Genomic DNA, 25282 nt, shown 5'->3' on the forward strand with positions numbered 1-25282 from the left:
CGTAGCGATAAGGGGGAGAAGATGTCTATAAGAGAAATTATGACTACTAAATACTGTATCATACCTGACGAAGAAAAACTTTATACTTTTTTATCCGGTCAGCAGTTTACTCCTGGGGAACTGATGCAGTTGCGTTTGCTGCATATTTCCCAAATCTGCGTGGACGAATCTGCCTGCAATTGGGAGGTACACTTTACTTGCGCTGCTCACTTGACCCCCGGTATTTTGGAAACTATGGCTGCCAGACTGGCGGAAGCATTTGCTTTGGCGCATGTGGACATGGTCTGCGACGGTGACGGTTTTTCCTGCCAACTGCCGGAAGCAGGGCCCAAGGTGGAGATTACGGAATGCGATGGTACACCTTTGCCTCCTGAGCCGCCCCTGCCGCCGGAGGAACCCACAATTGACGATTTAGAAGGCCCGTTGGGCCCTTGTGACTATCCGCCACCGGAGATGGCAAGCGAGCCTGCCTATGATGCTGCCTACATGGAAGCATATAATGCTCTTTATGGCCAAAAGAAGGACAATGGACTTTTGTGGGGCAAAAATATTAAGGGTAGTAAAATTCGTCCCATTGAAACATTGTTGGAAGAAGAAAACAGGGTAATTATCGAGGGTACTTACGTCAAAAGTCTTGATAAAGACAGCGAACTGCAGCCTTTTATTGAGCGCGAAACCAAGACAGGCAGCGTAATCCTGACCTTTAATATTAGCGATGATACCAACGGTATTTTTGTTAAGATGCGTTTCCAAGATGACAAGGCATCGGAAACCAAGGCTGCCGATGAGTGCAGAGCCTTTAAAAAGAAGTTGAAATTGGGCATGCGCCTACGTATCCAAGGCAATGTTGCTCCCGACCGTTTTGCTTTCGACGAAATGACCATGACGCCTACGGGCATCATGAAGCTGGATGACCAGGAAAAACGCATGGATAATGCGCCTGAAAAGCGTGTAGAGCTCCACTGCCATACTAAGATGAGCAAGATGGACGGTCTAACTCCCATGAAAGAGTTGGTTAAGCAGGCCATACGCTGGGGACACAAGGCTTTGGCCATTACGGACCACGGCGTAGTGCAGGCGTTCCCCTTCTGTTTCGATGCTGCCGAAGAAGAAAAAAGCGATATTAAGCTTATCTTTGGCATGGAAGGCTATTTAATCAGTGACCGCCAACAGAAAGGCGCGGACGTGGAGCAGGAGTCCGGCGATACCATTAAAAAGACTCGTGCTGCGAAAATTCGTAGCAACCATATTATCCTTTTGGCTAAAAATGAAGCTGGTCTGCGTAATCTATACAAGCTTGTCACCATCAGCCATCTGCGTTACCTCAACAAGCGCCCTTTACTGCCTAGGGAGGTTATCAAAGAATATCGTGAAGGCTTGATCATCGGTTCTGCCTGCGAAGCGGGTGAACTGTATCAGGCTGTACGCGGTGGCGCCAGCGATGCGGAATTGGAAGAAATCGCTAGCTTCTACGATTATTTGGAAATCCAGCCTACGGGTAATAATATGTTTTTAGTGCGGGAGAACATCTGCACTTTGGCAGATTTACAGGAGCATAACCGTAAGATTTACGAATTAGGCAAGCGTATGGGGAAATTGGTAGTAGCTACCTGCGACGTCCATTTCCTCAACCCGGAGGATGCACTGCTGCGGGCTATCCTGCAGGCAGGGCAGAACTACAAGGATGCAGATCTGCAGCCACCCTTATACCTCCATACTACGGAAGAAATGTTGGAAGAGTTCGCCTATCTGGGAGAAGAAGCAGCCTACGAAGTAGTTGTTACCAATACCAATAAGATTGCGGATATGGTGGAGCGCTTTAAGCCTGTGCCTGACCGCGACCAATTATATTCTCCTACCATCCCCGGTGCGGAGGATGCTGTACGCAACCTGTCTTATACCAAAGCCCACGAGTGGTATGGCGAAACTTTGCCGGAAGTAGTAGAAGAACGTTTGAAGATGGAATTGGACTCCATTATCGGCAACGGTTTCTCCGTACTGTACTACATCGCACACAAATTGGTTAAGCACTCCTTGGATAGAGGCTACTTAGTTGGCTCCCGTGGCAGCGTTGGTTCGTCCTTCGTAGCGACCATGCTGGAGATTACGGAAGTTAACGCTTTACCGCCCCATTATCGCTGTCCCAAATGCAAGCACAGCGAGTTCTTCCTGAAGAATGAAGTGGATAGCGGTTTCGATTTGCCGCCGAAAGATTGTCCTAAATGCGGTACGCCGATGATTCGCGACGGACACGAAATACCTTTTGCCGTTTTCCTGGGCTTTAAAGGCGATAAGGTTCCTGATATCGACTTGAACTTCTCCGGTGGTATCGACCCTGATGATCCTTCCGCTATGTCCGACCAATCCGTGGCGCACAAGTATACGGAAGAATTGTTCGGTAGGGACAATGTGTGCCGTGCAGGTACCATTGCTACCATTGCTAATAAAACTGCTATTGGCTATATTCGCAAGTATTACGAGGAAAAGAATCAGCACGCCCATCCTGCGCGCATTGCAGCGCTGGTAGAAGGCTTTGCGGGGATTAAACGTACCACAGGCCAGCATCCAGGCGGTATCATGGTTGTGCCGCGTAATATGGATATCCATTACATTACGCCTATGAACCGTCCTGCCGACGACAAAACGGCGGACACCATCACTACCCACTACGATTATCACAGCATTAACGACCGTCTTGTTAAGCTGGATATTCTTGGTCACGATGATCCCATGGTTTTGAAGATGCTGGAAAAATATATGCAGGAAAACGAGGATCCTAATTTCAATCCTAAGGAAATTCCTGTAGGCGATGAAGAGACCATGCGGATTTTCCAAAATACTTCTTCCTTAGGCGTAACTCCTGAGCAAATTTATAGCGACGTAGGCACCTTTGGCATTCCGGAATGTGGTACGACCTTTGTACGCCAGATGATTAAGGATGTACAGCCCAAGAAGTTTAGCGAGGTTGTCCGTGTTTCCGGTTATTCCCATGGTACTGACGTGTGGTTGAATAACGCCCAAGATTTGATTAAAGAAGGCAAGCCTGTTGCGGAGACTATCTCTACCCGTGACGATATTATGACTTACCTGATTAGTAAAGGCGTGGAGCCTAGTTTGGCGTTTAAAACTATGGAGCACGTGCGTAAGGGTAAAGCTGCTAAGAAAGGCTTGGAGCCCCAAATGCGTGAGGCGATGAAGGCTGCTAATCTGCCTGAGTGGTATATGCAGTCCTGTGAAAAGGTGCAGTACCTGTTCCCTAAAGCTCATGCGGTGGCCTATGTATTGATGGCATATCGTATTGCTTATTGTAAAGTGCATTATCCACGGGAATTCTACGCTGCCTACTTCACAGTACGCGCTAAGGATTTTGACTATGCCAACGTAGTTAAAGGTTTGCCTTACGTAAAGAATTATCTTAAAAATGTGTATGCCCAAGGTTTTCGTGCTACGGTGCAGGAAAAATCCACGGCTACCTATTTGGAGCTTGCCAATGAGATGATGGAACGTGGCTTAATCTTTAGCAAGATGGATTTATACGAATCCGACCCGATCAAGTTCAAGGTAGTGGAGGGTGGCTTGCTGCCGCCTTTGGCTTCTTTGGGCGGTGTGGGTGAAAGCGCGGCGAAGGCTATTGCTGCAGTCCGGGATAAGGAACATCCCTTTATTTCCCAAGAGGATCTCAAGCAGCGGGCGGGCATCAGTCGCGCTGTTATTGAAAAACTGGCAGAGATTGGTGTCCTCGGCGATTTACCTGAGTCCAGCCAGACTTCGTTGTTCTAAAAAAGTTAATAGGGGAGAAAGCTTTTGTCAAGCTTTCTTCCGCATGTAAAAAATCCCCCGTCATTGATTTGACGGGGGATTTTTGCTGTAAGTTCTTACATAACAAGGGTTGTGTTCAGACTTTTTGCCAGTTCTTGTAGTTTTTCCAAAGACAGCTTGCTGTATTTGATAATCATGCTCGCAGGCAGACCATCTTTAATCATATCCGTAGCGGTGGAAATGTTGGCTTCCGCTTTGCCTTGATTTTTTGCAATTTCTAATATACCTGCCATATTCTCATCCTCCTTGCATAATTCATTAAATTGTATGGGATTTGCGCTACTACAAATGTTTACCAAAACTTCAAAATTATATTTTTCTCTTTTATTGGTGAGCTTAAAAATCGAGTTAAGCAACAACTTGACGTCTTCTTTATCTACGTTTTTAGAAAGAATTCTCAATGGACTGTGCTCTGATGGTCGCAAGTTTTTAGAAACTATAATTTGAATGGGGAATGGATATGAACCTCTAATTTGGAAGATTCCCGGAGCACTCTCGCCAATAATAGCGTTCTCTTCTTTAAGTCGTTTGAAAAGTTCTCGTGGAAAAGCTTCTTGTACTAACGAAACGGTAATTTCAGTAGCTGGGATTTCATTAGTTTTGCGACCGATGCTTTTATAGAGTCCGGCATAGGAGAGAACTTTGTAAAAATCATCTATGGTCAAGTTGTCGCCGGGACTTTTGTATTCCCAAATGTTGTACTTGCGAAATATTTTTCCAATCTCATTGCGAAGCACTCTGCCGTCCAATTTTTTGATGATACACAAGTCGATACTAAGCGGTTCTTTGCTAAGCTTATATTCTGGATTGAATTCCAAAATATCTGCATCCTCTCTAAACTCTAGCTCTGTAGCACTGCAGAATGGAGGATGCCAATGGATCTTTTCTTCTTTTTGTTTCTTTGCCAATAATATCAGTCCTTTCTTTGGGATTTGGATGATACTATTGACTGCTACTTATCTAAGCGTAGGTATGCAATAGAACCATCCGATAAAGGTGGATAAAGTTACTACTACAGTGGCGTTCAAGACAAAGCTTTAATCATCGCATGCCTGCGGATGAACCACCCAGCTGCTAGCTAAAATGTAGCTAGCGCTGGCTCCTACTATTTAGATGTATAGCAATTTTTTAAAAAGATTGCCGGATGAGCGAAGCTATTCGCTTATCACTTTTATTATAGCACAAATAAGGGAAGAGGATGGGAAAATATTTACAACGAGAAAAGCTAGATGCAAAGGACGTTTAGCTTTGGATGTTTACATAACAAGGGGTGTGTTTAGGCTTCTTACCAATTTCTGGAGTTTATTATTGATGTGTACGAAAAATGGAAGGAAAATTTTATAAATATGTTTCAATCTTTACGGTTTCGCAAGACTCGCTGACAATAATCTTAATTTAAACTGAATGTCTTGCGTGGGGGTACAGAAGTGCTATAATAAACGCAAGAAGTGTTGTAAAATTTAGATAAATTTGCAATGCTTTTAGTAGCATCAGTATATGTGAATGTTATAGCTTGCTGTTATAGTAAAACATATACGCAACTCTTAATTTTATGAAAGGTTGGGATGATCTATGAAAAGGAAAATGTTGAAACGCAGTTTGGCATTGGGAGCTTTAATGGCGTTTGCGATTACCGGGAGCGCAATGGCAAAGGAAGTTTCTTTTAATGAAGGTGTTTTTCTTGATGCAGACTATTCTGCTTTAGGTAATTATGCCAGATTTAATGAAGCTATTAAGGGAGACGATGTAGAGAAAATTGATATAACTAATACCGATACAACTAGGGTGAAAGCTCCTGGTGTAGGCATTTGGGGACGTCATGGAGCAGACAACGAGACTATTAATATAATTAAGCCTAATGCTGATTTAAATGTTGTTGCTGAATCATATGGTATTGCTTTCGTATCTAATTCAAGCATAAATGTAAAAAATTTAGATGTTAAATCAAAAGATAATGCAATCCACATTGACAACGGTAAAGCGACAATAGTAGCAAACAATGTTAATTTGCAATCACAAACAAGAGGCATCCTCGTTATGACTAGTAATCCTAGTGATGGATTGGCTGGTGATTTAAACTTAACTGTTAAAGAGTCTTTAACAATTAATAGTGATGAGCATAGTTTGCGTGTCGGGACTGGCAATTTAACTATTGATGCTAGCAATGCGGATGTAACAATCACTTCTAAAAACGAAACTGCTATGAAAACCAGTGGGACTTCTGCAGAGGATGGAAAAATTGGTATTACTTCCAAAAATTTAACAGTAAATGGTGTAGTTTATGCTGATAAGGGTACTATTGCCTTAGAAGCTACCAATTTGATGAAATTAAGCAGCAATACCTACGATGCAAATGCCCTAAAGGTTGATAGTGGTTCTGTTATCAAATTAGCCGGAGCATCTACAATGCAAATTAACGGTGACGTAGAAGCAACAGGTACTCTTGAGGGTCTGAATTTGGTAGGTAGTGATTCTCATTTGAATGGTAAAATCATTGCCGGTATAGATGCTCCTGTTGCCTTCTCTGATAGCGCATTTTGGAATAACAGCGGTGCAAGTCATGTTAGCAAACTTACCGGTACTAACGCTGTGATTAATCAAAAATCTTCTGAAAGTATTATTGCAGGTGAATTTAATGGTGATGCTACTGTTACATTCACTAACAGCGGCAAGTTTTTGATGGATAAAGGCGAGGGTACTTTAAGGCTTGCTATGGACACCGAATCCGACCTTGAAAAAATTGCAGAACATATTGGCAGAAAAGATGCTGATGTTGATGTTAAAGCAACTATCATCAGAGCAGAAGGAATCGTTGAAGGGGAGACTGTTGTAGAAGTTGGCTATGATAACAATACCACTAATGTTGTCCTTGATAATGCTGGGGCTACAGCTGACTACTATCTTGGTACCGTTGCAAAAGTAGTTTCTAAGGAAAACACCACTAACGCAGGTATTGCGGACATGGCAGCTTTGGGCTTGGGCGCATGGCGCGCAGACAACGACACTCTTATGAAACGTATGGGCGAATTGCGTAATGCTAACGGCGAGCAAGGTACTTGGGCTCGTATGACCCGTAGGGAAAGCGAATATGGTGCAGCCAATATGCAGGATAATACCTACAGCGTAGGCTATGACCAAAAAGTTGCTGATGACTGGACTGTCGGCGCAGCCATTACCTATAAAGATGGCTCCGCAAGCTTTGCGAAAGGCAGTGCAGACATCGAACAAAAAGGTATCGCTTTCTATGGTACAAAACTGAACGAAAATGGTAGCTATATCGATATCGTTGCTAAGTATACCAATCTGGACAATGACTATACTGTAAATGGTGGCATCGGCAGTGGCGATTATGATGCTGATGCCTACAGCCTGAGTGCAGAATACGGCAAACGCTTTACTCAAGACAATGGCTTCTGGGTAGAACCTCAAGCAGAGTTGACCTATGGTCATGTTGGCAGTGCTTCCTACACTACCGCAGCAGGCAAAGCAGCTCAAGACAGCTTTGATAGCTTCGTTGGCCGCGTAGGCGTATTGCTGGGCAAAGATGTGGCTGCAGGCAATGTATACGCAAAAGCTTCCTACCTGTATGACTTCGACGGTGAAGCATCCATGAGCTTCAGCGACGGCAAGATTACCAAGACCGTTGAAGACGATCTCGGTGGCGGTTGGTTCGAAGTTGGCGTTGGTACCAACATCAACTTGAGTAAAGCAACTTACGTATATGCAGACGTAGAGAAGACCTTCGGTGGCGACGTAGACACCAAATGGCAATGGAATTTGGGCGTACGTTACAGCTTCTAATGTAGTCCAGCCTTTCTGATAGTTCCCAGCTATCAGAGTACTAGCGGGGTGAGTTAATGCTCACCTCGCTTTTTTGCGCACGTAAAAAAGCCCCCGTCATTGACGGGGGCGTTGAACTTTAGTTAGTAGTTTTTAGTTTTGGCCGGGAACTTTCAGTACAGCACCGGTAGCAGCGGAAGAAACGAGAGCTGCGTAGCGTGCCAGGTAACCGGATTTAACTTTCGGTTCAGGGCAAACCCATTTAGCACGGCGTTCCGCCAGTTCTTCATCGCTGAGCTTAACGTTCAGGGTACGTGCCGGAATATCGATTTCGATAATATCGCCATTTTCAATCAGAGCGATGTTACCGCCTTCGCGTGCTTCTGGAGAAATGTGGCCGATGCAGGCACCGCGGGTAGCACCGGAGAAACGACCGTCGGTGAGCAGGGCAACGTCTTTATCATGGCCCATGCCTGCCAATACGGAAGTGGGGTTGAGCATTTCGCGCATGCCGGGGCCGCCTTTAGGACCTTCGTAGCGGATAACTACAACGTCACCGGATTGAACTTCTTTAGCGCAGATAGCAGCGATTGCTTCATCTTCGCTGTTGTAAACTTTAGCAGGACCGCTGAATACCTTCATGGAAGGATCTACTGCGGACTCTTTAACAACGGAGCATTCGGGAGCGATGTTGCCCTTCAGAACAGCGATACCGCCAGTCTTGTTGTAGGGGTTCTCAATGCTGTGAATAACGTCAGGACGTTGGATTTCAGCGCCATCGATGATTTCACCAACAGTTTTGCCGCTAACAGTGATGCAGTCTTTGTTGATGATGTTCAGACGATCCAGTTCGTGCATAACTGCGGGGATGCCGCCTGCTTCGTTCAAATCGATAATGTGGTGGGTGCCGCCGGGGCTCAGTTTGGTCAGATAGGGAGTGTGTTTGGAGATTTCGTCAAACAGTTCCAAGGGCAGTTCCAAACCTGCTTCGTGAGCAATTGCAGGCAGATGCAGTGCGGTGTTGGAAGAACCGCCGATAGCCATATCTACAGTGATAGCATTTTTGAATGCTTCCATAGTCATAATGTCGCGAGGGCATTTGTTTTCAGCAACCAGTTTCATAACTGCCATGCCGGCGTGTTTAGCTAAAGCAATACGTTTGCCGTTGTAGGCAGCGGGGATGGTGCCGTTGCCGGGCAGACCCATGCCCAATACTTCAGTCAGGCAGTTCATGGTATTAGCAGTGAACAGGCCGGAGCAGCTGCCGCAGCCGGGGCAAGCGCAATGTTCGATTTCGCTCAGTTGGCAAGCATCGATTTGACCGGATTCAAAACGGCCTGCAGCTTCGAATACGGTGGATACGCTGATATCCTTGCCATGGAGACGGCCGGGGAGCATAGGACCACCGCTAACAACTACAGCAGGGATGTTCAGACGAGCAGCTGCCATGAGCATGCCGGGAACAATCTTGTCGCAGTTAGGAATCAAAACCAAGCCGTCGAAAGCGTGGCCGTTAGCAACAGCTTCGATGCTGTCGGCAACCAGTTCGCGGCTAGCCAGAGGATATTTCATACCGTCATGGCCCATAGCGATGCCGTCGCAAATGCCGATTGCGGGGAACTCGATGGGAGTACCGCCTGCTTCCAATACGCCATATTTAGCAGCTTGAGCAATGGTGTCCAGGTGCATGTGGCCGGGGATGATTTCGTTGGCGGCACAGCAGATGCCAATTAACGGTTTTTGTAATTCTTCTTCAGTATAACCCATCGCATAGAACAAGGAGCGATGAGCTGCGCGGGTAGAACCCTTTTTAACTTCGATACTGCGCATAGTGTATACCTCTTTCCCTTTATAAAATATAAACATATATAAAATTGGAACCTAAAAAGGTTACTCATAAAATTTTACATTTTTTGTGTTCAAAAGTCAACTTTTTACACAGGAGAATGTAAATTTTACTAAAAATGCCGGGATAATTGCTTTCTTTAGTAACAAACTTTACAGCTAGAAAGTTTCCAAAGAATTCACTAGGAGATGTGCTTGGGATGCTGTATAATTATAGATGAAAGATAACCGCGGTCTTTGTTTTCGCAAGCTAACCAAGGCTGGGGAATTTACCGTAGGAGGTAGTATAAATGAAAACCAGATTTACCGAACTTTTAGGCATTAAGTATCCTGTTATCCAAGGCGGCATGGCGTGGACCAGTGACGCAGTTTTGGCAGCAGCTGTTTCCAACGCAGGCGGTGCAGGCATTATCGGCAGCGGCGGCCGTACTGTGGAGTGGACTCGTGACGAAGTACGCAAGGCAAAATCTTTGACTGATAAACCTTTTGGCGTTAACGTTATGCTGATGGCTCCCAATATTGACGAGATTATCGATATGCTGTGTGAAGAAAAGGTTGCTTTTGTAACTTTGGGTGCAGGCAATCCTGTACCTCATATTGCTAAATTCCATGCAGCAGGGATTAAGGTTATTCCTGTTGTGCCCAATGTAAAGCTGGCGAAACGTATTGAAGCTGCAGGCGCAGATGCCATGGTTATTGAAGGTATGGAAGCAGGCGGTCATATCGGCAAACAGACTACTATGTCTTTAATGGAGAATGTTCTGCCCAATGTAAAGAATGTGCCTGTACTGGTTGCCGGTGGTATCAGCGACGGTCGCGCTATTGCTGCTGCTTTGCTCATGGGTGCGGATGGCGTGCAAATGGGCAGCCGTTTTATCCTTACTACGGAATGTCCTGCACATCCTGATGCGAAGGCTGCTATTGTTAAAGCTACGGATACGGATAGTGTTGCTACCGGTTACAGCCGTAATTTGGGCGTGCGCTGCCTGGCTAACGCTTTTACTGACGCTTACACTGCCAAGGAAGTTGCGGGTGCGCCTAACTCCGAGCTGATGGCTATGGGCACAGGTACCAATCGTCGTGGTATCGTGGAAGGCGATACCGTGAACGGCACTGTTATGGTTGGCCAAGCGCTGAATGTGCTTAATGATATCCTGCCTTGCCAAGAGGTTATGGAACGCTTGATGGCAGAAGCTAAGGAAGCTATCGAGAGAGTGAAGAAGATAGAGTTCTAAAAGATAAATAATAACGCACGTAGATGTCTTACAGCAGGCATTTACGTGCGTTTTCTTTTTGTTTGTTATTGCAACGGGTCGGGACCGTAGGTATTGGGGCCGTCAGTGCCTTTGCAGAAGATTAAGTAGAGACAGAAGACAAAGTTTACCAAGGGAATAAAGAGCAGTGCTGCCCACATACCGCTTTTGTCTAGGTCGTGCAAACGGCGAACATGGAAGGACAGGCCAATGAGCAGAAATACTGCGTTAACGATGGACGCCATAGTGCCAACTTCACCTACTACCATGATGATAAGGGCGCTGATGAAGTTGAGAACGATTGGAACCAAGATGTAGGGCTGGCGGTTCATGCGACCGTCAAAGCTCAAGACTTCGTAACCAAAAAGTGTCATAATAAAATACCTCCTAATTTTTGCAGGAACAAATTGTATAAGGCATAATTCTACACAAGTCAGTATTTATCCTGCTAGCTGATTCTTTCCTGAAGTGTTTATTAGTAGTAAATATTCCTTATAAAATAAAATTTCACTAAATGATAAAAATTTAAAATTGGTGTTGCTTTTTTCTTGTAATTATTGAGAATATATGCTAATATATGGTTATTATCAGTGCATGCTCAGTTGCTAGAGCAGTGCATTAAATAGCTGTATAGGAAATGAGGTTGTGTATATGAAGAAGAGTGAAATGCTGCGTAACGCAGTGCTGCTGTCTTTATTAGTGGGTGCTACCACCGGTTTCAGCATGGCTGCACAAGCAGAAGAAGTTGCAGATTCCATGGAATTTGCTATGGATGAATATGTTGTTACTGCAAGCCGTACCCAAACTGCTAAAGTGGATACCCCTGCCAATGTAACTGTTATTGATGCGGAAAAAATTGAAAGCGGACGTTATCAAGATGTGTCTGAAGTGCTGAAAGATGTACCGGGCGCGCAGGTAATTGATAATGGTTCAGGTGCCACTGTAAAATCTGTTATTTTAAATGGTGATGATCGTGTGCTTGTAATGGTTGATGGTCGTCGCATGAATTTAGATATGGGTACTACCAATGGCAACTCTGGCTTTGATATGCGTTTTTTACCTGATGTAAGTTTAATTGAACGCATCGAAGTAGTTAAAGGACATGGTGGTGCTTTATATGGTTCTGATGCAGTTGGTGGCGTAATTAATATTATCACTAAAAAGGCAGATCGTAGTTTTGGTAAAATTGGCATGGGCTTTGGTTCTGGTCAATATCGTGATATGAAAGCAATTTACTCCTTTAAAGAAGGTAAAACAGGAGTAGATGTTGCTGCTTCTAAAGAGAAGCAGGGCTACTATAAATACAAAGATGTTGTTACTAAATCTACAAATAGATGGCCTGGTAGCTCTAAATATGAAAATGAGAATGTAGCATTAACAGTAAGACAAGATATTACCGACACTAAAAATTTGGAGGTTGGTTTCCAACATTCTAAAACCGATGGTACAAGTTATGCTTTCATGTCCAATACTCCGGGATATGTTCATAATATGAATCTAAAATCAGATAGATTCCATGCTAAGTATGCATGGACCGTGAATGATACTGATGATGGCTACTTCCAAATTTATCATAATGAATTTGAAAGTGATGACTATTGTTTGAGTGATGTACCAAGTAACTTGAACGAAAAAACCATTGGCATGGATGTTCAACAAAAAGTTACTTTGAGTGACAATAATAGCATTGTTGTCGGTTCTTCCTATAGACACACGAAAGCAAAGAATAGCGGCACTTATGGGATGGCTCCGTATGAGGACAATGTAGATAATGTTGCTGTATTTGTTAGTGATATTTGGGAGTTTGCTCCTTCCTGGTCTTTGAATACCGGTGCACGTTATGATCATCACAGTGAAGCAGGTGGTGAAACTACATTAAGTGCTGGATTGAACAAGAAATTTGATGAAAACAGTCACGCTTATGTAAACTGGGGACAAGTATTTAGAGCTCCTACTACAGAAGATGTTTATTATGCTGGTAATGGAGTGTCTAGCAAAGATTTGGAAGCAGAAACTGGTGATACTTGGACTATTGGTTATGGTACTAAAATTGCAGACAAAACTGACGTAAACATCAGCTACTTCCAAAGTGATATTGATGATGCTATTGATTGGTACAACGATAAAGGTGATTATACTGTTAGAAATGTATCAGAACAGAAAAAACGTGGCGTTGAGTTAAGCGTAAATCACGAAATTGATGACAATTGGGATTTAAATGCTTCTTATACCTATGTTCGTGTTCGCAATAGCTATAACAATTCTGGTTTTGTTAGAGAAACTAATTACATTCCTAATATCTATAGATTAGGTGTTCGTTATCATGATGAAAAATGGAATGCTGATGTGACCATGCGTGCTGGAACTGGAGCTGATAAAACTTCCTTTGTTGATAATAGTTATGTAACTGTAGATATGGCAGTTAACTATAAAGCAACTACTGCGTGGACATTGTATGCTAAGGGTTATAACTTGTTCAACAGAGCTTATGCAGAACGTGGTGGTGTAAATTATTTAGGCACCTATGATTACCCTGCACAATCCCGTCGCTTCATTGTTGGTGCAGAGTATAGCTTCTAAGCCGGTAATGTAGTATAATAGGTAGAGCTGATTTCAGTAACGCCTAAAGAACTAAGTCCAAGATTAAAACTATAAGTCTTAGACTAAAACAAAAATAAAAACACATACAGGAGGCAGAAAGATGAAGTTGGTAATGAAAATTATGCAGGTCGCTTTTTGCCTCCTGTTCTTATTTGCAGCAAGCGGTTGCAAAAGCCCTGTGCCCCAAATGCAGCCCAAAAACAGCGGGCAAGTGCTGTACACTGTAACGGATGCTACGGGTACGGAGCTAAAGTTTTACGAAAAGCCCCAGCGCATAGTCAGCTTGAACGTTTCTGTTGACGAAATCCTTTTGGATTTAGTAGACTCCAAACGTATCGCTGCTTTAAGCGCAATGGCGGACGACGCCAACCTTTGTAACGCAGCAGCTAAAGCAAAAGTTGTTAAAGGGCGTGTCAACACCACTAATATAGAAGGCATTTTGGCAATGCAACCGGATTTAGTGGTTATTCCGGACTACTCCATGACACCTGTAAACGCCATGCGCAACGCAGGACTCAAGGTGTACATTTGCAGTACTCCCGATAGTCTGCAGGGCATTTACAGCTTTATGGAAAGTATAGGCAGCGCTGTAGGGGAGCCTGAGCGTGGCAAGGCCATGACCAACGGTATGCAGGAACGCTTGGACGCAATCCGCAACAAGGTTGTAGCAAATGTGCCGGAAAACAAGCGCCTTAAAGTGCTGGGTATGAGCTTTATGGGTCCTATGGGTATGAAGGGAACCTTTAATGATGTGTGCTACTATAGCGGTGTCCGTAATGCTTTGGATGGGGTGGACGTTCCTCCCCAAAGCACATTGTCCGAGGAAAAAATGTTAGAGTTGGATCCTGATATGATTATCACTCCTAGCTGGGACTATAGCAAGGAAGGCGATCCTGAGAAGTTCCGCCAAAAAATCTTGAACAATCCTTTGTATAAGAACATCAAAGCCATCAAAACCGGTAAAGTTGTCATGCTTCACGATAATTACTTGTTGTGTACCTCCCAGTACACAGTCAAGGCAGCAGAAGAGATGGCACAGGCTGCTTACCCCGAACTATTTAAATAAAAAGAAATGGCAGTTACTAGACGAAAAATCTAGCAACTGCCATATTTTTGTTCGCTAGTTTTATAAAATTGGTTCGATTACAGAGCGGAAGTAGGTGTCCAGTTCTTCCGGAGTTTGGCGCCTGCCGCTTTTAATCCACCACAGTACCATTTCCACAAAGCTGCCGGAAATATGATTGATTAAGAAATCTTCAGGAACATTGTGCTTGCGGCGCACAGTACGTTCCACAAACTGCTTTTCGATTACTTCGTTAAGACTGTCTTTAAAGTAGCGCAGGAAGATATCGTTATTGGTGCAGGAAAGCAGCTGCAGAATATTGTTATCATTGCGCTGCAGATGCTGGAGCAAATGGCAGAAAATTGATTCAGAAGCTTTACAATCGGAGAAAAACCAATGGTTGCCGGTACAGTCAAGCCCACTGTGAAGCAGATGCTGGAACAGTTCCTGACATAGCGCTTTTAGTAATTCGTCTTTAGTTTCAAAATGAGCGTAAAAGGTAGTGCGCCCAATGTTGGCTGCGTCGATAATGTCTTGTACCGTAATTTTGTCATAGCCTTTTTGTGCTAACAGGGTAATAAACGCTGTAAAAATAGCGGTTCTTGTTTTTAATTGACGTCTATCCATAAATCCTCCCGTACAAATTTCATGCTTTGTTCCGTAAAGTACAGCTAGCGAAATTTGCTTATTGTGCTTTGCTATAAAGTCTTTATAATTAGTTATAGAACAAGCTGTTCTTTATAATACTAAGTATACGGAATAAAGATTATTTGTCAAGGAGGGACGTGTAATGTTAGAGGAACTATTAGAAAAATTTGAGAGCATACCTGCTACAGCAGTGGGCGGCATCTGCCTTGTGGCAAGCTATATGCTTAGCGAGCAGGGGATGGCGACACCTGTAGACCTTGCGTGGGTGACAGTATTACTCAGCGGTACGCCTATTGTGTACAGCGCAATACGTAAGCTCTTCTATAACCAAGGCATCAGCCGTATTTCCTCCGCATTGCTTATTACTATCGCTATGATAGCTTCCATCGCCATTGGCGACCTTTTCGCTGCAGGCGAAGTCGCTTTTATTATGGCAATTGGCGAGATTTTGGAAGATAAGACTACGGAACGCGCGCAAAGAGGTTTGCATAAGCTGATGAGCCTTGCTCCCGTGCAAGGGCGTCGTTTGGTTAACGGAAGAGAAGAAATAATAGCTGCCAGTGCTATCGTCAAAGGTGATCTTTTGCGCGTGCAACCCGGTGAAACTATCCCTGTGGACGGCATTATCCGCACAGGTGAAACTACTGTCAATCAAGCGGTTATGACCGGTGAATCACTGCCTGTGGACAAGAGCGAGGGCGACACAGTATACTGCGGTACGATTAACTGTTTTGGCGCAATTGATATGGTAGCGACCAAAGTAGGCGAGGATTCTTCCCTGCAGCGTTTAATCCGTTTAGTACAACAGGCAGAAGTACAACAGGCTCCCATGCAAAGAATAGCTGATAAAGCAGCTAGCTGGCTGGTTCCTGCAGCCTTGGCAGTGGCGCTGCTTGCAGGCTGGTATCAGCAAGATATAGTTGTGGCTGTAACCGTTCTGGTTGTGTTCTGTCCTTGCGCTTTGGTTTTGGCTACGCCTACAGCGATTATGGCTGCCATAGGCCAAGCAACCAAGCATGGTGTGATTATCAAATCAGGCGAAGCCTTGGAAAAAATGCAGAGTGTAGATGTGGTTGCTTTTGATAAGACAGGTACTTTGACCCAAGGCAAGCTAGCAGTCAGCGATGTTGTAGCGCTAGAATCTGCAGTAACGCAGGAGGAACTGCTGGCAGCAGTTGCGGCAGTGGAAGTTAAAAGCGAACATCCTTTGGGTAAGGCGGTTGTCGCTTACGCCAAGGAGCAAGGCGTGCAGGTGCAGGAAGGTGAAGATTTCCAAATGACGGCAGGACGTGGCGTCATGGCTACGCTGGATGGTAAAAATATTATTTGCGGCAATGAGCATTACTTGCGCGAGCACGGCGTTGCACTGCCTCCTACATTGGCGCAAAAACTTGCGAGTCTGCGTGGTGAAGGCAAAGCTACGCTGGTTGTAGGCACGGACGGTAATGCAGTTGGCGTTATCGCTTTGTCCGATGTAGTGCGTCCGCAAGCTACGGCTACCATTGCCAAACTAGCATCCATGGGTACGGAAGCGGTACTGTTGACAGGTGATAACGCTCAGGCTGCCCTATATCTGGCGGAGCAAGTGGGAATTAACAATGTTCTTGCGGAACTGCTGCCCCAGGACAAAGTAAAAGCTGTAGAAGCTTTGCAAAAAGACGGTCGCAAGGTATGTATGCTGGGTGATGGCGTTAATGATGCGCCTGCTTTGAAAACTGCAGCAGTAGGCGTTGCTATGGGCTGCATGGGTAGCGATATTGCGGTAGAAGCAGCGGATATCGCTCTGATGGACGATGATATTAGCAAAGTAGCGTATTTAAAACGCCTTGCCCAAGCAACTGTAGCAACTATCAAGTTTAGCATTGCTTTGAGTTTGGTAATAAACTTTGTGGCGGTGATGATGTCTGTTATGCATTTGCTGAATCCTACTACCGGTGCTTTGGTGCACAATTTGGGCTCTTTTGTTGTTATTTTGATTGCTGCGATGCTTTATGACCGTAAGCTAATCTGAAACTAAATATAATGACAATAATGCTCTAAAGGTCTTCTACTTCCGCATTTATGCAGAGGAAGAAGACCTTTTTGTTTTGTGAAATAATATAGATAGCATATATACTAGAATTGAATATGGAAAAAATGTAAAATCTTATTAAGAATAGTTCTTGCAATATAGTGCGCTTGGTAGTATACTGTAGGAGTAATTTAAAATCGGGTTCTTGGGTAATTTATGTTGGAAGCAGGTGCGATTCCTGCACGATCCCGTCGCTGTAATAGGGAGTGAGTCTGCGGTATGCCACTGGCGCAAGCTGGGAAGGCGCGGAGGAGCGATGATCTTAAGTCAGAAGACCTGCCCAGGGATAGAAGCTACTGCTGCGCGAGACGGTAAGGGCGGAAATAGGTATCAGTACTTTTAGGAGAAGTGTACCTGTTTTTGAGCCTTTCGCTGTTTTGTTGACGGTGAAAGGCTTTTTTGTTTGCAAATAAGAGCGCTGTAAAACGGGGTGCGGTGTTAGCAAAGAATAGGAGTGGATGTTATGCAAAAAGTAATGTTTAAAGGTGCATTGTTAGCAGCAATGATGACAGGTTCTGTGTTGGGCAGTCAATGCGTTTGGGCAGCAGAGACAGTGGGAGAATTTACCCTCGATCCCATGGTTGTAACTGCATCCAGAATGGAGAAACGCGACTTGGATACACCTGCGGCAGTCGATGTTATTACTAGGGAACAAGTTGAACGCATTGGTGGTGCAAGTGCTTTTGAAGTATTGCGTCAATCTTTAGGCGTTAGTGTGACTAGCCAAGGTCCTAATGGTGTATCCTATGGCTCCATGACCAGTGAAGCTACGATTCGTGGTGTTGAACGCGGCACTTTGGTTTTGGTAGATGGTATGCCTCTTAACCAAGATGGCAAATACAATTTGGAAGACATTCCTGCGGAAATGATTGAAAAGATTGAGATTGTTCGCAGTGGTGGTTCCGTTCTCTACGGTAGTGAAGCTAGTGGCGGTGTTATCAACATTATTACTAAACGCGGACCTATTAATAAAGTAAAGATTTCTGCAGGTAATTTGGGGAGAGAAAACTATAGCTTAGTAGTTGGTGACAAAAATTTCGGCGCAACTGCTTATTATGAAAATCGCGGCACTATAAATCGCACATCTACTACAGCTCTTTCCGGTATGGCAGGGAAAAAGACAAAAAAATACTATCGCTATGACAGCGGTGATCGTAAAGGTATTCGCTGGCACTATGATATTAATGATAAGCTGACTTTTACTCATCAATATTCAGAGAATGAAAACGTCGTTTCTCAGATTAATCCCGAAGGCAAATACAAAAATGGACTGTATCAACGCAATACTTATATTGATACGGACAATAACTTCGCATTGAATCTGGACGATAAGCAAGGATTTAAGGCTCATTTATCCTATGGCACCCAAGAAAAGCAATATGATAAAGATAGCTATAGTGCAAAAGGGGCTCTGACAAGGCAAACACCTTATAGTTGGCGCAAGGGACACAACACCAATCTTGATCTGCAAAAGAGCTTTAATATGGGCACTAACAAGCTTTTGGTGGGTGCTACTTATAAGAATGAAAATATGGATATTCTTGGCGACAAAATAGGCACTACTGAATCCGTTAAAGGTCGTGCAACTTATGATCGCGATATATATTCTGTATATGCATCTTATGATTGGGCGCTTACGGATAAAGATAATCTTATTTTTAATGCTCGCGAGACTTGGGCAAAAAATTGCAACGCTGATTACCAAACCTTTAACTTTGATTCTGAACAAAAGGACATGAATCAATTTACGCCGGAGGTACAATATATCAAAAAATTGACGGAAGATAGCTCCGTATACGCTAAATTTGGTAAATCCTTCCGCCTGCCCGATTTGACCCGTATTTATGGTAGTGGCAATATTCGTCCGCAAATGGAGCTTTATCCTGAAAAAGGCACGCATTATGAATTAGGCTACAAGTTAAACGAAAACAATAGAGCGTGGCGTTTAGCTTTGTATAAGTATGATATTGAAGACACCATTACTAAAGTGGCGGGTACTTCTGCTGCTGAAGGTAATTTGGAATATACTAACGTTGATACTAAAAGTGTAGGTGTGGAATTGTCCTGCGATATCCAGCATAGTGATTTAGTTAGCAGCTCTTGGGGAGTTTCTTACTCTAATCCTGAAAAGCGTACCGATGCAGGTCATTTTGAAGATTATGGCAATAGATTGCAATTAACTGGTTCTGTAGATTATCACGAAGAAAAATTTGGGGCTTCTGCAGTCTTTAACTACCTTGGTAAACGACTTGATGATGATGTGGATGCTTATGCTGGCAAAAAGGTTAAGCCTGCACTGTATACTGATGTGCATTTCTCTTATGCTCCGGAAAAAAACCACAAGGTATTCCTGCATGTAAATAATATCTTTGATCGTGATGATTTTACTACTAATACCTCTCCCAGCGACGAGCATCTTGCTTATTTGTCCGTCGGTCGCAACTTTATGCTTGGCTATGAATACAGCTTCTGATTTACAAAGTAGAAAAGTTCAAATCTTATAAGTGTAAAACATGAATATGATATTAAATTCTATTTAAACTATATTATAATATGTGTACAATAATAGTAATAACTTCTAATTAGAAGTTAAAATTTATGCTTTTGGTATTGGAAATTTTACAGGGGTGTGCTATAATGAAAACACTGTAATATAGATGCTATAGGCATAAAAGGTTAGAAAACGCTTTGTGGACGGTCCTGCAGCTGTACGAATAGATTCCTGTTTTAATAAGCAGTCTGCGTATCGTTTCTTCTGTATCCACAAGCGATAAAGACAGCGAATTTCAGTAGTATTGCAAAGTAGTGTTGTAGCGATATTAGGGAATTTTGTCTTTATGGGCTTCTGTCGGATTCGGCGGAAGCCCGTTTTCTTGATATTTATGGAATATGTATTAGAAGGGAAGAAACCTATGGAAACATATCAATTTTCCCAAGGAAAAAATCTGCGTTGTGGATATACTACAGGTAGCTGCGCTACCGCCGCAGCTAAAGCAGCAGCCTTGATGCTGTTGACAGGCCAACGGATTGACTCTGTGCAGATTGATACACCCAAGGGCGTAGTGCTTAACCTTGAACCGGAAGATGTGGAAATGGCCAGCGACTATGTTAGCTGTGCCATCCGCAAGGACAGCGGCGACGACCCTGACGATACTAATGGTATTCTCGTTTACGCCAAAGTACAGCGTGCTGTAGCACCTGGGGTGCGTATTGAAGGCGGCGTAGGCGTGGGCAAGGTAACTAAACCCGGCTTAGCTTGTGCAGTAGGCGGTCCTGCCATCAATCCAACACCTAAACGAATGATGATTAGTGAAGTGTCTGCTGCTATGGAGCAAATTGGCTACCATAAAGGCTTGAATGTGACTATCTCTATTCCCGAGGGCGTGGAAATTGCCAAGAAGACCTTCAACCCTCGTTTGGGTATTGTGGGCGGGCTTTCTGTCCTCGGTACCAGCGGCATTGTGGAACCCATGAGCGAAAGCGCTCTAATTGAAACCATGCGCGTGGAAATGCGGGCGCAGCAGGCTAGAGGCAACAAGCATCTTTTAGTATTCTTCGGTAATTATGGCGAAGACTTTACCCGTGATGTGCTTGGTATGGATATAGAAAACGCCGTAACCTGCAGTAACTTTGTAGGTGAGCTTTTGGATTACGCAGTTTTCTGTGGCTTTGAAACACTTTTGCTTGTTGGCCACAGCGGTAAGCTTGTCAAGCTTGCTCAAGGCGTGATGAATACCCATTCTAAATATGCGGACTGCCGTACAGAGTTATTTGCCTTAGAAGCGATGTTCCATGGAGCATCCGTAGAAGTGGGCAAGGAAATATATAATTGCTTAACTACGGACGAAGTAACTAAAGTTTTGCAACGAGAAGGACTTTTTGCTGCAGTTATGACTAAAGTGACGGAAAAAATTGATTTTTACATGCAGCATAGAGTGCATGGCAAAATAAAGACAGGCGCCTTGATGTTTTCTAATGTTTATGGGATTTTAGGAAAAACTAAAGACGCTGATGAACTGGTAAAATTACATTTACGTATAGGAGAAGGTGAATAAGATGCGTGGCAAACTTTATAGCGTTGGTATTGGTCCGGGAGATCCGGAGTTGATGACACTGAAATCTGTACGTCTTCTCAAAGAATGTGATGTGGTTGCCTTACCCAAAGGCGATACAGACATCATGACCGCCAAAAACATTGTGGAACAAATAGTAGATTTGGATGCCAAAGAGCAGATTGCTATTTATATGCCTATGACTAAGGATATGGCAGTGATGGACAAAGCACATAGAGAAGGTGCGGACGTCATTGAAAAGTTGTTAGATGAAGGTAAAAATGTGGTATTCATTACCTTGGGCTGTCCCACTATTTATGCTACCTGCATTTATGTTCATAAACTGGTGTTAGCGGATGGTTATGATGCAGAGCTTGTAGCAGGTGTAACCTCCATTTGCGCAGTGGCTGCTAAATTGAATACCAGCTTGTGCGAGCGCTCAGAACCGTTGATTATCCTACCCGGTAGTTATAAGGATTCTGCCAAGTTTTTGGATGGCCCCGGTAACAAAGTATTGATGAAGTCTGCCAGTGAAATTGGTCGTGTACGTGATGACCTACGTGCCAGAGGCTTAATCAAAAACGCGGGTATGGTCGAGCGCTGCGGTCTGCCCGGTGAAAAGGTATACCGCAATTTAGAGGATATAGATCCTGCTAGCAGTTATTTTTCCGTAATTTTAGTTAAAGAAAAGGAGTTTGATAAATAATGATTTATTTTATTGGTGCAGGCCCCGGTGCCGCTGATCTGATTACTGTGAAGGGTAAAGAACTGCTGGAAAAATGCGATTTGTGCATTTATGCAGGTTCTCTTGTGAACCCCGAACTGCTGAAATATTGCAAACCTGAATGTGTAATTATGAATAGTGCAGAAATGACTTTGGAAGAAGTTGTTGCCGCCATGGTTCCCGCCGCGCAAGCAGGCAAAATGGTAGTACGGCTGCACACCGGCGACCCCAGTGTTTATGGTGCCCACAGAGAGCAAATCGACTTGATTCGCGGTTATAATCTGGAGTACGAAGTTGTGCCCGGCGTATCTTCTTTCTGTGCAGCTGCAGCCTGCCTCAAAGCAGAATATACGCTGCCCAATGTCAGCCAATCCGTAATCATTACCCGTATGGAAGGTAGAACTCCTGTACCTCCTCATCAAAAAATTGCTGACTATGCTGCTCATAAGGCAACCATGGTTATCTTCCTCAGTAGCGGTATGCTGGATAAACTGCAAAACGAGCTGATTAGGGGCGGTTATACCATGGATACTCCTGCAGCCATCGTTTACAAAGCTTCTTGGCCTGATGAAAAGGTTATTCGCTGCACTGTCGGTACTTTAGCAGAGAATGCTGAAAAATACGGCATTACTAAAACAGCGCTGATTACTGTTGGTGGTTTCTTGGGCAACGAGTACGACCGCAGTGAATTGTATAATCCCACTTTCTCTCATGAATTCCGTCAGGCAGATCCCAGTAAGCTGAATGTTAAGCCTGAGGTGAAATAAGATGCAGGCTGCCATCTATTCCTTTTCCCTGCGAGGAGCGGAATTGAGCAAAAAAGTGGAGCAGTATCTGCGCAGCGTTGGTTACGAAGTGCGGAACCTTACTTTTGTAAAGTATGCCGAAACTGCAGGATTGGAACCTATGCTGCCTGACCACAATGCAGTTTGCAGCGTGGATTTCCTGCGTTGCCAGACTTTGGTGTTTATCGGTGCAGTAGGAATTGCTGTGCGTACCATCGCTCCCTTTATCAAAAGTAAACTGACAGATCCTGCTGTAATTTCTATGGATGAACGCGGTACTTTTGTCATTCCTTTGGTGGCAGGCCATATTGGCGGTTCTAACGAATTGGCACGCTGCTTGGCAGCTAATTTGGGAGGCACTGCCTGCGTTACCACTGCCAGCGATGTTAATGGGCTTTTCGCAGTAGACGAATGGGCAGCACGGAATAATATGGTGCTTTGTTCTTTAAAAGCAGCCAAAGACTTTGCAGCAGCTTTAGTGGGTGGCGAAAAAGTTGGTCTGTACGTAGATGAGGACATCAATGTTAACAGCGCACTGCCGCAGCAAGTGGAATATAGTTCTACTTTACCCATTGGCATGGCGATTACCTTGACTAAGGATTTACAGCCGTTTAAAACCACGGTTCGCTTACTGCCGAAGATTGTGCATCTTGGCATTGGTTGTAGGCGCGGCACTGCTATGGAGAAAATAGAGGACCTCGTCTTATCCCAATTGGCGCAGCTCAATTTGGACAAGCGCAGTGTGGTAAGCATTGCCTCCATCGACGTAAAAAAAGATGAGCAAGGCTTGTTAGCTTTTGCTGAAAAATATAAAGTTCCTGTGAGTTTTTACTCTGCTGCTGAGTTGAACAAAGTAGCAGGAGAATTTACTGCTTCCGACTTTGTAGCCCATACTGTGGGCGTTAGCAATGTGTGCGAGCGTAGCGCAGTGTTGGATAGTAAAGGCGGACGCCTCCTGTTGCACAAAACCTGTAGGGATGGTGTGACATTGGCGGTGGCAGTGGAAAAACTGCAAGTGGATTTTCAACATACAGGATTAAAGAAATAAAACCCCTTGTCGATATGCAACATTCCTTTAGTAGGGGGAACGAGATAGGTAGATGTGCTACCTATACTGTACTTAGAAATGATTGAAGGAGATAAAGATGAAACTTTATGTAGTAGGTCTGGGCCCCGGCGGTGTGGAGCAAATGACCAAACGTGCTTATGATGTATTAAAGTCTTGTGATGTTATTGCAGGCTATCATGTATATGTAAATCTGATTAAAGAAGACTTTGCAGAAAAGGAATTCCTTTCTACCGGTATGCGCAAAGAAGTTGATCGTTGCAAATTGGCTTTGGATGAAGCATTGAAAGGTAAGACTGTAGCCATGATTTCCAGCGGTGATGCAGGCGTTTACGGCATGGCAGGCATTATGTGCCAGGTAGCTAAGGACCATCCTGAAGTAGACATTGAAGTTGTACCCGGTATTACTGCAGCCTGCAGCGGTGCAGCTGTTTTGGGTGCGCCTTTAATCAGCGACTTCTGCCTGATTTCCCTTAGTGACCTTTTAACTCCTTGGGAAAAAATCGCAAAACGTTTGGATTGTGCTTCCCAAGCAGATTTCTGCATCTGTATCTACAATCCTTCCAGTATTAAGCGTCATGATTATCTGCAAAGAGCTTGTGACATTATGCTGAAGAACCAGCCTGCGACCATTCCTGCCGGTATTGTCCGCAACATCGGTCGTGAAGGTCAAAGCTATGAATTGACTACTTTAGGCGAACTCCGCGACAAAGAAGTGGATATGTTCTCCACTGTTATTATTGGTAACACCCAGACCGAGGTTATTAACGGCCGTCTGGTAACCCCACGCGGTTACAGATTAGCATGAAACCGGTAATCTGGCTTATTGGCGGTACTAGCGAAGGCAGGCTGCTGATTAAGGAGCTGGCGGATTATCCTGTGGAGCTTTATGTAAGCGTTGCTACGGAGTATGGTGCGGAACTCATAGAAGCTCAAGCTAATCTGCATTTGTTGGCTGAACGTATGGACGAGGCTGCCATGTGTGCCTTTATCCGCCAACATAAGCCTGAACTGGTTATAGATGCAACCCATCCTTATGCTACTATCGTCACTGCAACTATTAAAGCTGCTTGCGCTAAAGAAACTGCAAGCTATGTACGCTTGGTACGTCCTGTAGGAGAGCGTGGTAGCTATACTGTTTTAAACGATTTTACAGAAGCAGTGGATTTGCTCAACCAAGTTAAAGGGAAGATTTTCCTTACAACAGGTAGCAAAAATCTGCGTGATTTTACAAGCGTTCAAGATTATGCCGAACGTATTGCCTTGCGCATCCTGCCTATGGAGGATAGCTTGCATACTGCCTTGAGCCTAGGCTATAAGCCTGCTAATATTGTGTGTATGCAGGGCCCTTTTAGCAAGGAAATGAATGTTGCTACGTTGCGCAAATTCGGTTGCAGCTTTATGGTAACTAAGGATAGTGGCAGTGTAGGTGGCTTTACGGAAAAGGTGGAGGCAGCTACTGCAGCAGGCGCTCACTTAATCGTTATTGGTAGAGCGCAGGAAGAGCAAGGCTTGGAATACAATGCAGTGGTTAACCTGCTGCGCACTACATATAAAAAAGAACCTTAAGGAGGC

The 25282-nt window shown here is 44.2% G+C and carries 17 protein-coding genes and 1 riboswitch; of the genes, 13 read left to right on the forward strand and 4 right to left on the reverse strand.

Translation table 11 applies throughout. From position 1 onward, the window contains the following. The first annotated feature begins 21 nt into the window (after window positions 1–21). Entirely contained in the window at window positions 22–3780 is a 3759-nt protein-coding gene (locus ACJMM4_RS05690) for a PolC-type DNA polymerase III (RefSeq protein WP_405383513.1), read from the forward strand. Window positions 3781–3875: 95 nt separating this feature from the next. On the opposite strand, the gene ACJMM4_RS05695 is transcribed toward ACJMM4_RS05690, so the two are convergent. Next, window positions 3876–4727, reverse strand: a complete 852-nt coding sequence (locus ACJMM4_RS05695) for a hypothetical protein (protein WP_405383515.1) — start codon at window positions 4725–4727, stop codon at window positions 3876–3878. A gap of 664 nt (window positions 4728–5391) precedes the next feature. On the opposite strand from ACJMM4_RS05695, the gene ACJMM4_RS05700 reads away from it, so the two are divergent. Then, entirely contained in the window at window positions 5392–7620 is a 2229-nt protein-coding gene (locus ACJMM4_RS05700; protein ID WP_405380493.1) for an autotransporter outer membrane beta-barrel domain-containing protein, read from the forward strand. Between the two features lie 132 nt (window positions 7621–7752). Here the strand turns inward: ACJMM4_RS05700 and ilvD are convergent, their stop codons facing one another. Continuing rightward, complete coding sequence (ilvD, locus tag ACJMM4_RS05705; RefSeq protein ID WP_405380491.1) at window positions 7753–9429, reverse strand: dihydroxy-acid dehydratase; 1677 nt, start codon at window positions 9427–9429, stop codon at window positions 7753–7755. A gap of 305 nt (window positions 9430–9734) precedes the next feature. Here ilvD and ACJMM4_RS05710 point away from each other — a divergent pair, with 305 nt between their 5' ends. Continuing rightward, the gene (locus ACJMM4_RS05710; protein ID WP_405380489.1) at window positions 9735–10679 is read left to right on the forward strand and encodes a nitronate monooxygenase; all 945 of its coding nucleotides are present in this window, start codon (window positions 9735–9737) and stop codon (window positions 10677–10679) included. A gap of 65 nt (window positions 10680–10744) precedes the next feature. Here the strand turns inward: ACJMM4_RS05710 and ACJMM4_RS05715 are convergent, their stop codons facing one another. Continuing rightward, window positions 10745–11071, reverse strand: coding sequence for a DUF805 domain-containing protein (locus ACJMM4_RS05715; protein WP_405380487.1), 327 nt, complete (start codon window positions 11069–11071; stop codon window positions 10745–10747). 277 nt (window positions 11072–11348) lie between these two features. Between ACJMM4_RS05715 and ACJMM4_RS05720 the strand changes: the two genes are divergently transcribed. Both ACJMM4_RS05720 and ACJMM4_RS05725 read left to right on the forward strand, forming a co-directional pair. Beyond that, window positions 11349–13277, forward strand: coding sequence for a TonB-dependent receptor plug domain-containing protein (locus tag ACJMM4_RS05720; protein ID WP_405383517.1), 1929 nt, complete (start codon window positions 11349–11351; stop codon window positions 13275–13277). Window positions 13278–13398: 121 nt separating this feature from the next. After that, the gene (locus ACJMM4_RS05725) at window positions 13399–14364 is read left to right on the forward strand and encodes an ABC transporter substrate-binding protein (RefSeq protein WP_405380483.1); all 966 of its coding nucleotides are present in this window, start codon (window positions 13399–13401) and stop codon (window positions 14362–14364) included. A gap of 60 nt (window positions 14365–14424) precedes the next feature. Here ACJMM4_RS05725 and ACJMM4_RS05730 read toward each other — a convergent pair whose 3' ends face one another. Then, window positions 14425–14988, reverse strand: a complete 564-nt coding sequence (locus ACJMM4_RS05730; protein ID WP_405380481.1) for a TetR/AcrR family transcriptional regulator — start codon at window positions 14986–14988, stop codon at window positions 14425–14427. Between the two features lie 163 nt (window positions 14989–15151). On the opposite strand from ACJMM4_RS05730, the gene ACJMM4_RS05735 reads away from it, so the two are divergent. From ACJMM4_RS05735 to cobK, 8 genes are all read left to right on the forward strand, one after another. Further along, entirely contained in the window at window positions 15152–17020 is a 1869-nt protein-coding gene (locus ACJMM4_RS05735) for a heavy metal translocating P-type ATPase (RefSeq protein WP_405383519.1), read from the forward strand. Window positions 17021–17210: 190 nt separating this feature from the next. Further along, window positions 17211–17379, forward strand: a riboswitch (cobalamin riboswitch). A 164-nt stretch (window positions 17380–17543) separates the two neighbouring features. Then, window positions 17544–19553 (forward strand): TonB-dependent receptor, encoded by a 2010-nt coding sequence (locus tag ACJMM4_RS05740; protein ID WP_405380477.1) that lies wholly within the window; start codon window positions 17544–17546, stop codon window positions 19551–19553. A 439-nt stretch (window positions 19554–19992) separates the two neighbouring features. Further along, entirely contained in the window at window positions 19993–21135 is a 1143-nt protein-coding gene (gene cbiD, locus ACJMM4_RS05745) for a cobalt-precorrin-5B (C(1))-methyltransferase CbiD (protein WP_405383521.1), read from the forward strand. 1 nt (window position 21136) lies between these two features. Further along, window positions 21137–21838 carry a precorrin-2 C(20)-methyltransferase gene (cobI, locus tag ACJMM4_RS05750; RefSeq protein WP_405383523.1) on the forward strand — a complete coding sequence of 234 codons (702 nt, stop codon included), beginning with the start codon at window positions 21137–21139 and terminating at the stop codon, window positions 21836–21838. Further along, window positions 21838–22623, forward strand: coding sequence for a precorrin-4 C(11)-methyltransferase (cobM, locus tag ACJMM4_RS05755; RefSeq protein ID WP_405380471.1), 786 nt, complete (start codon window positions 21838–21840; stop codon window positions 22621–22623). Before cobI ends, cobM begins: the two co-directional genes overlap by 1 nt. A 43-nt stretch (window positions 22624–22666) precedes the next feature. Beyond that, on the forward strand, window positions 22667–23689 hold the full coding sequence (locus tag ACJMM4_RS05760) for a cobalt-precorrin 5A hydrolase (RefSeq protein WP_405383525.1): 1023 nt from the start codon (window positions 22667–22669) through the stop codon (window positions 23687–23689). Between the two features lie 97 nt (window positions 23690–23786). Beyond that, window positions 23787–24515: a precorrin-3B C(17)-methyltransferase gene (gene cobJ / locus ACJMM4_RS05765; protein WP_405383527.1), complete on the forward strand. Its 729-nt coding sequence runs from the start codon at window positions 23787–23789 to the stop codon at window positions 24513–24515. Further along, window positions 24512–25276 (forward strand): precorrin-6A reductase, encoded by a 765-nt coding sequence (cobK, locus tag ACJMM4_RS05770; protein WP_405380460.1) that lies wholly within the window; start codon window positions 24512–24514, stop codon window positions 25274–25276. Before cobJ ends, cobK begins: the two co-directional genes overlap by 4 nt. Window positions 25277–25282: the final 6 nt, after the last annotated feature.

The organism is Phascolarctobacterium sp. (genome assembly GCF_045124115.1).
In the GTDB taxonomy this organism is placed as follows: Bacteria; Bacillota; Negativicutes; order Acidaminococcales; family Acidaminococcaceae; genus Phascolarctobacterium_A.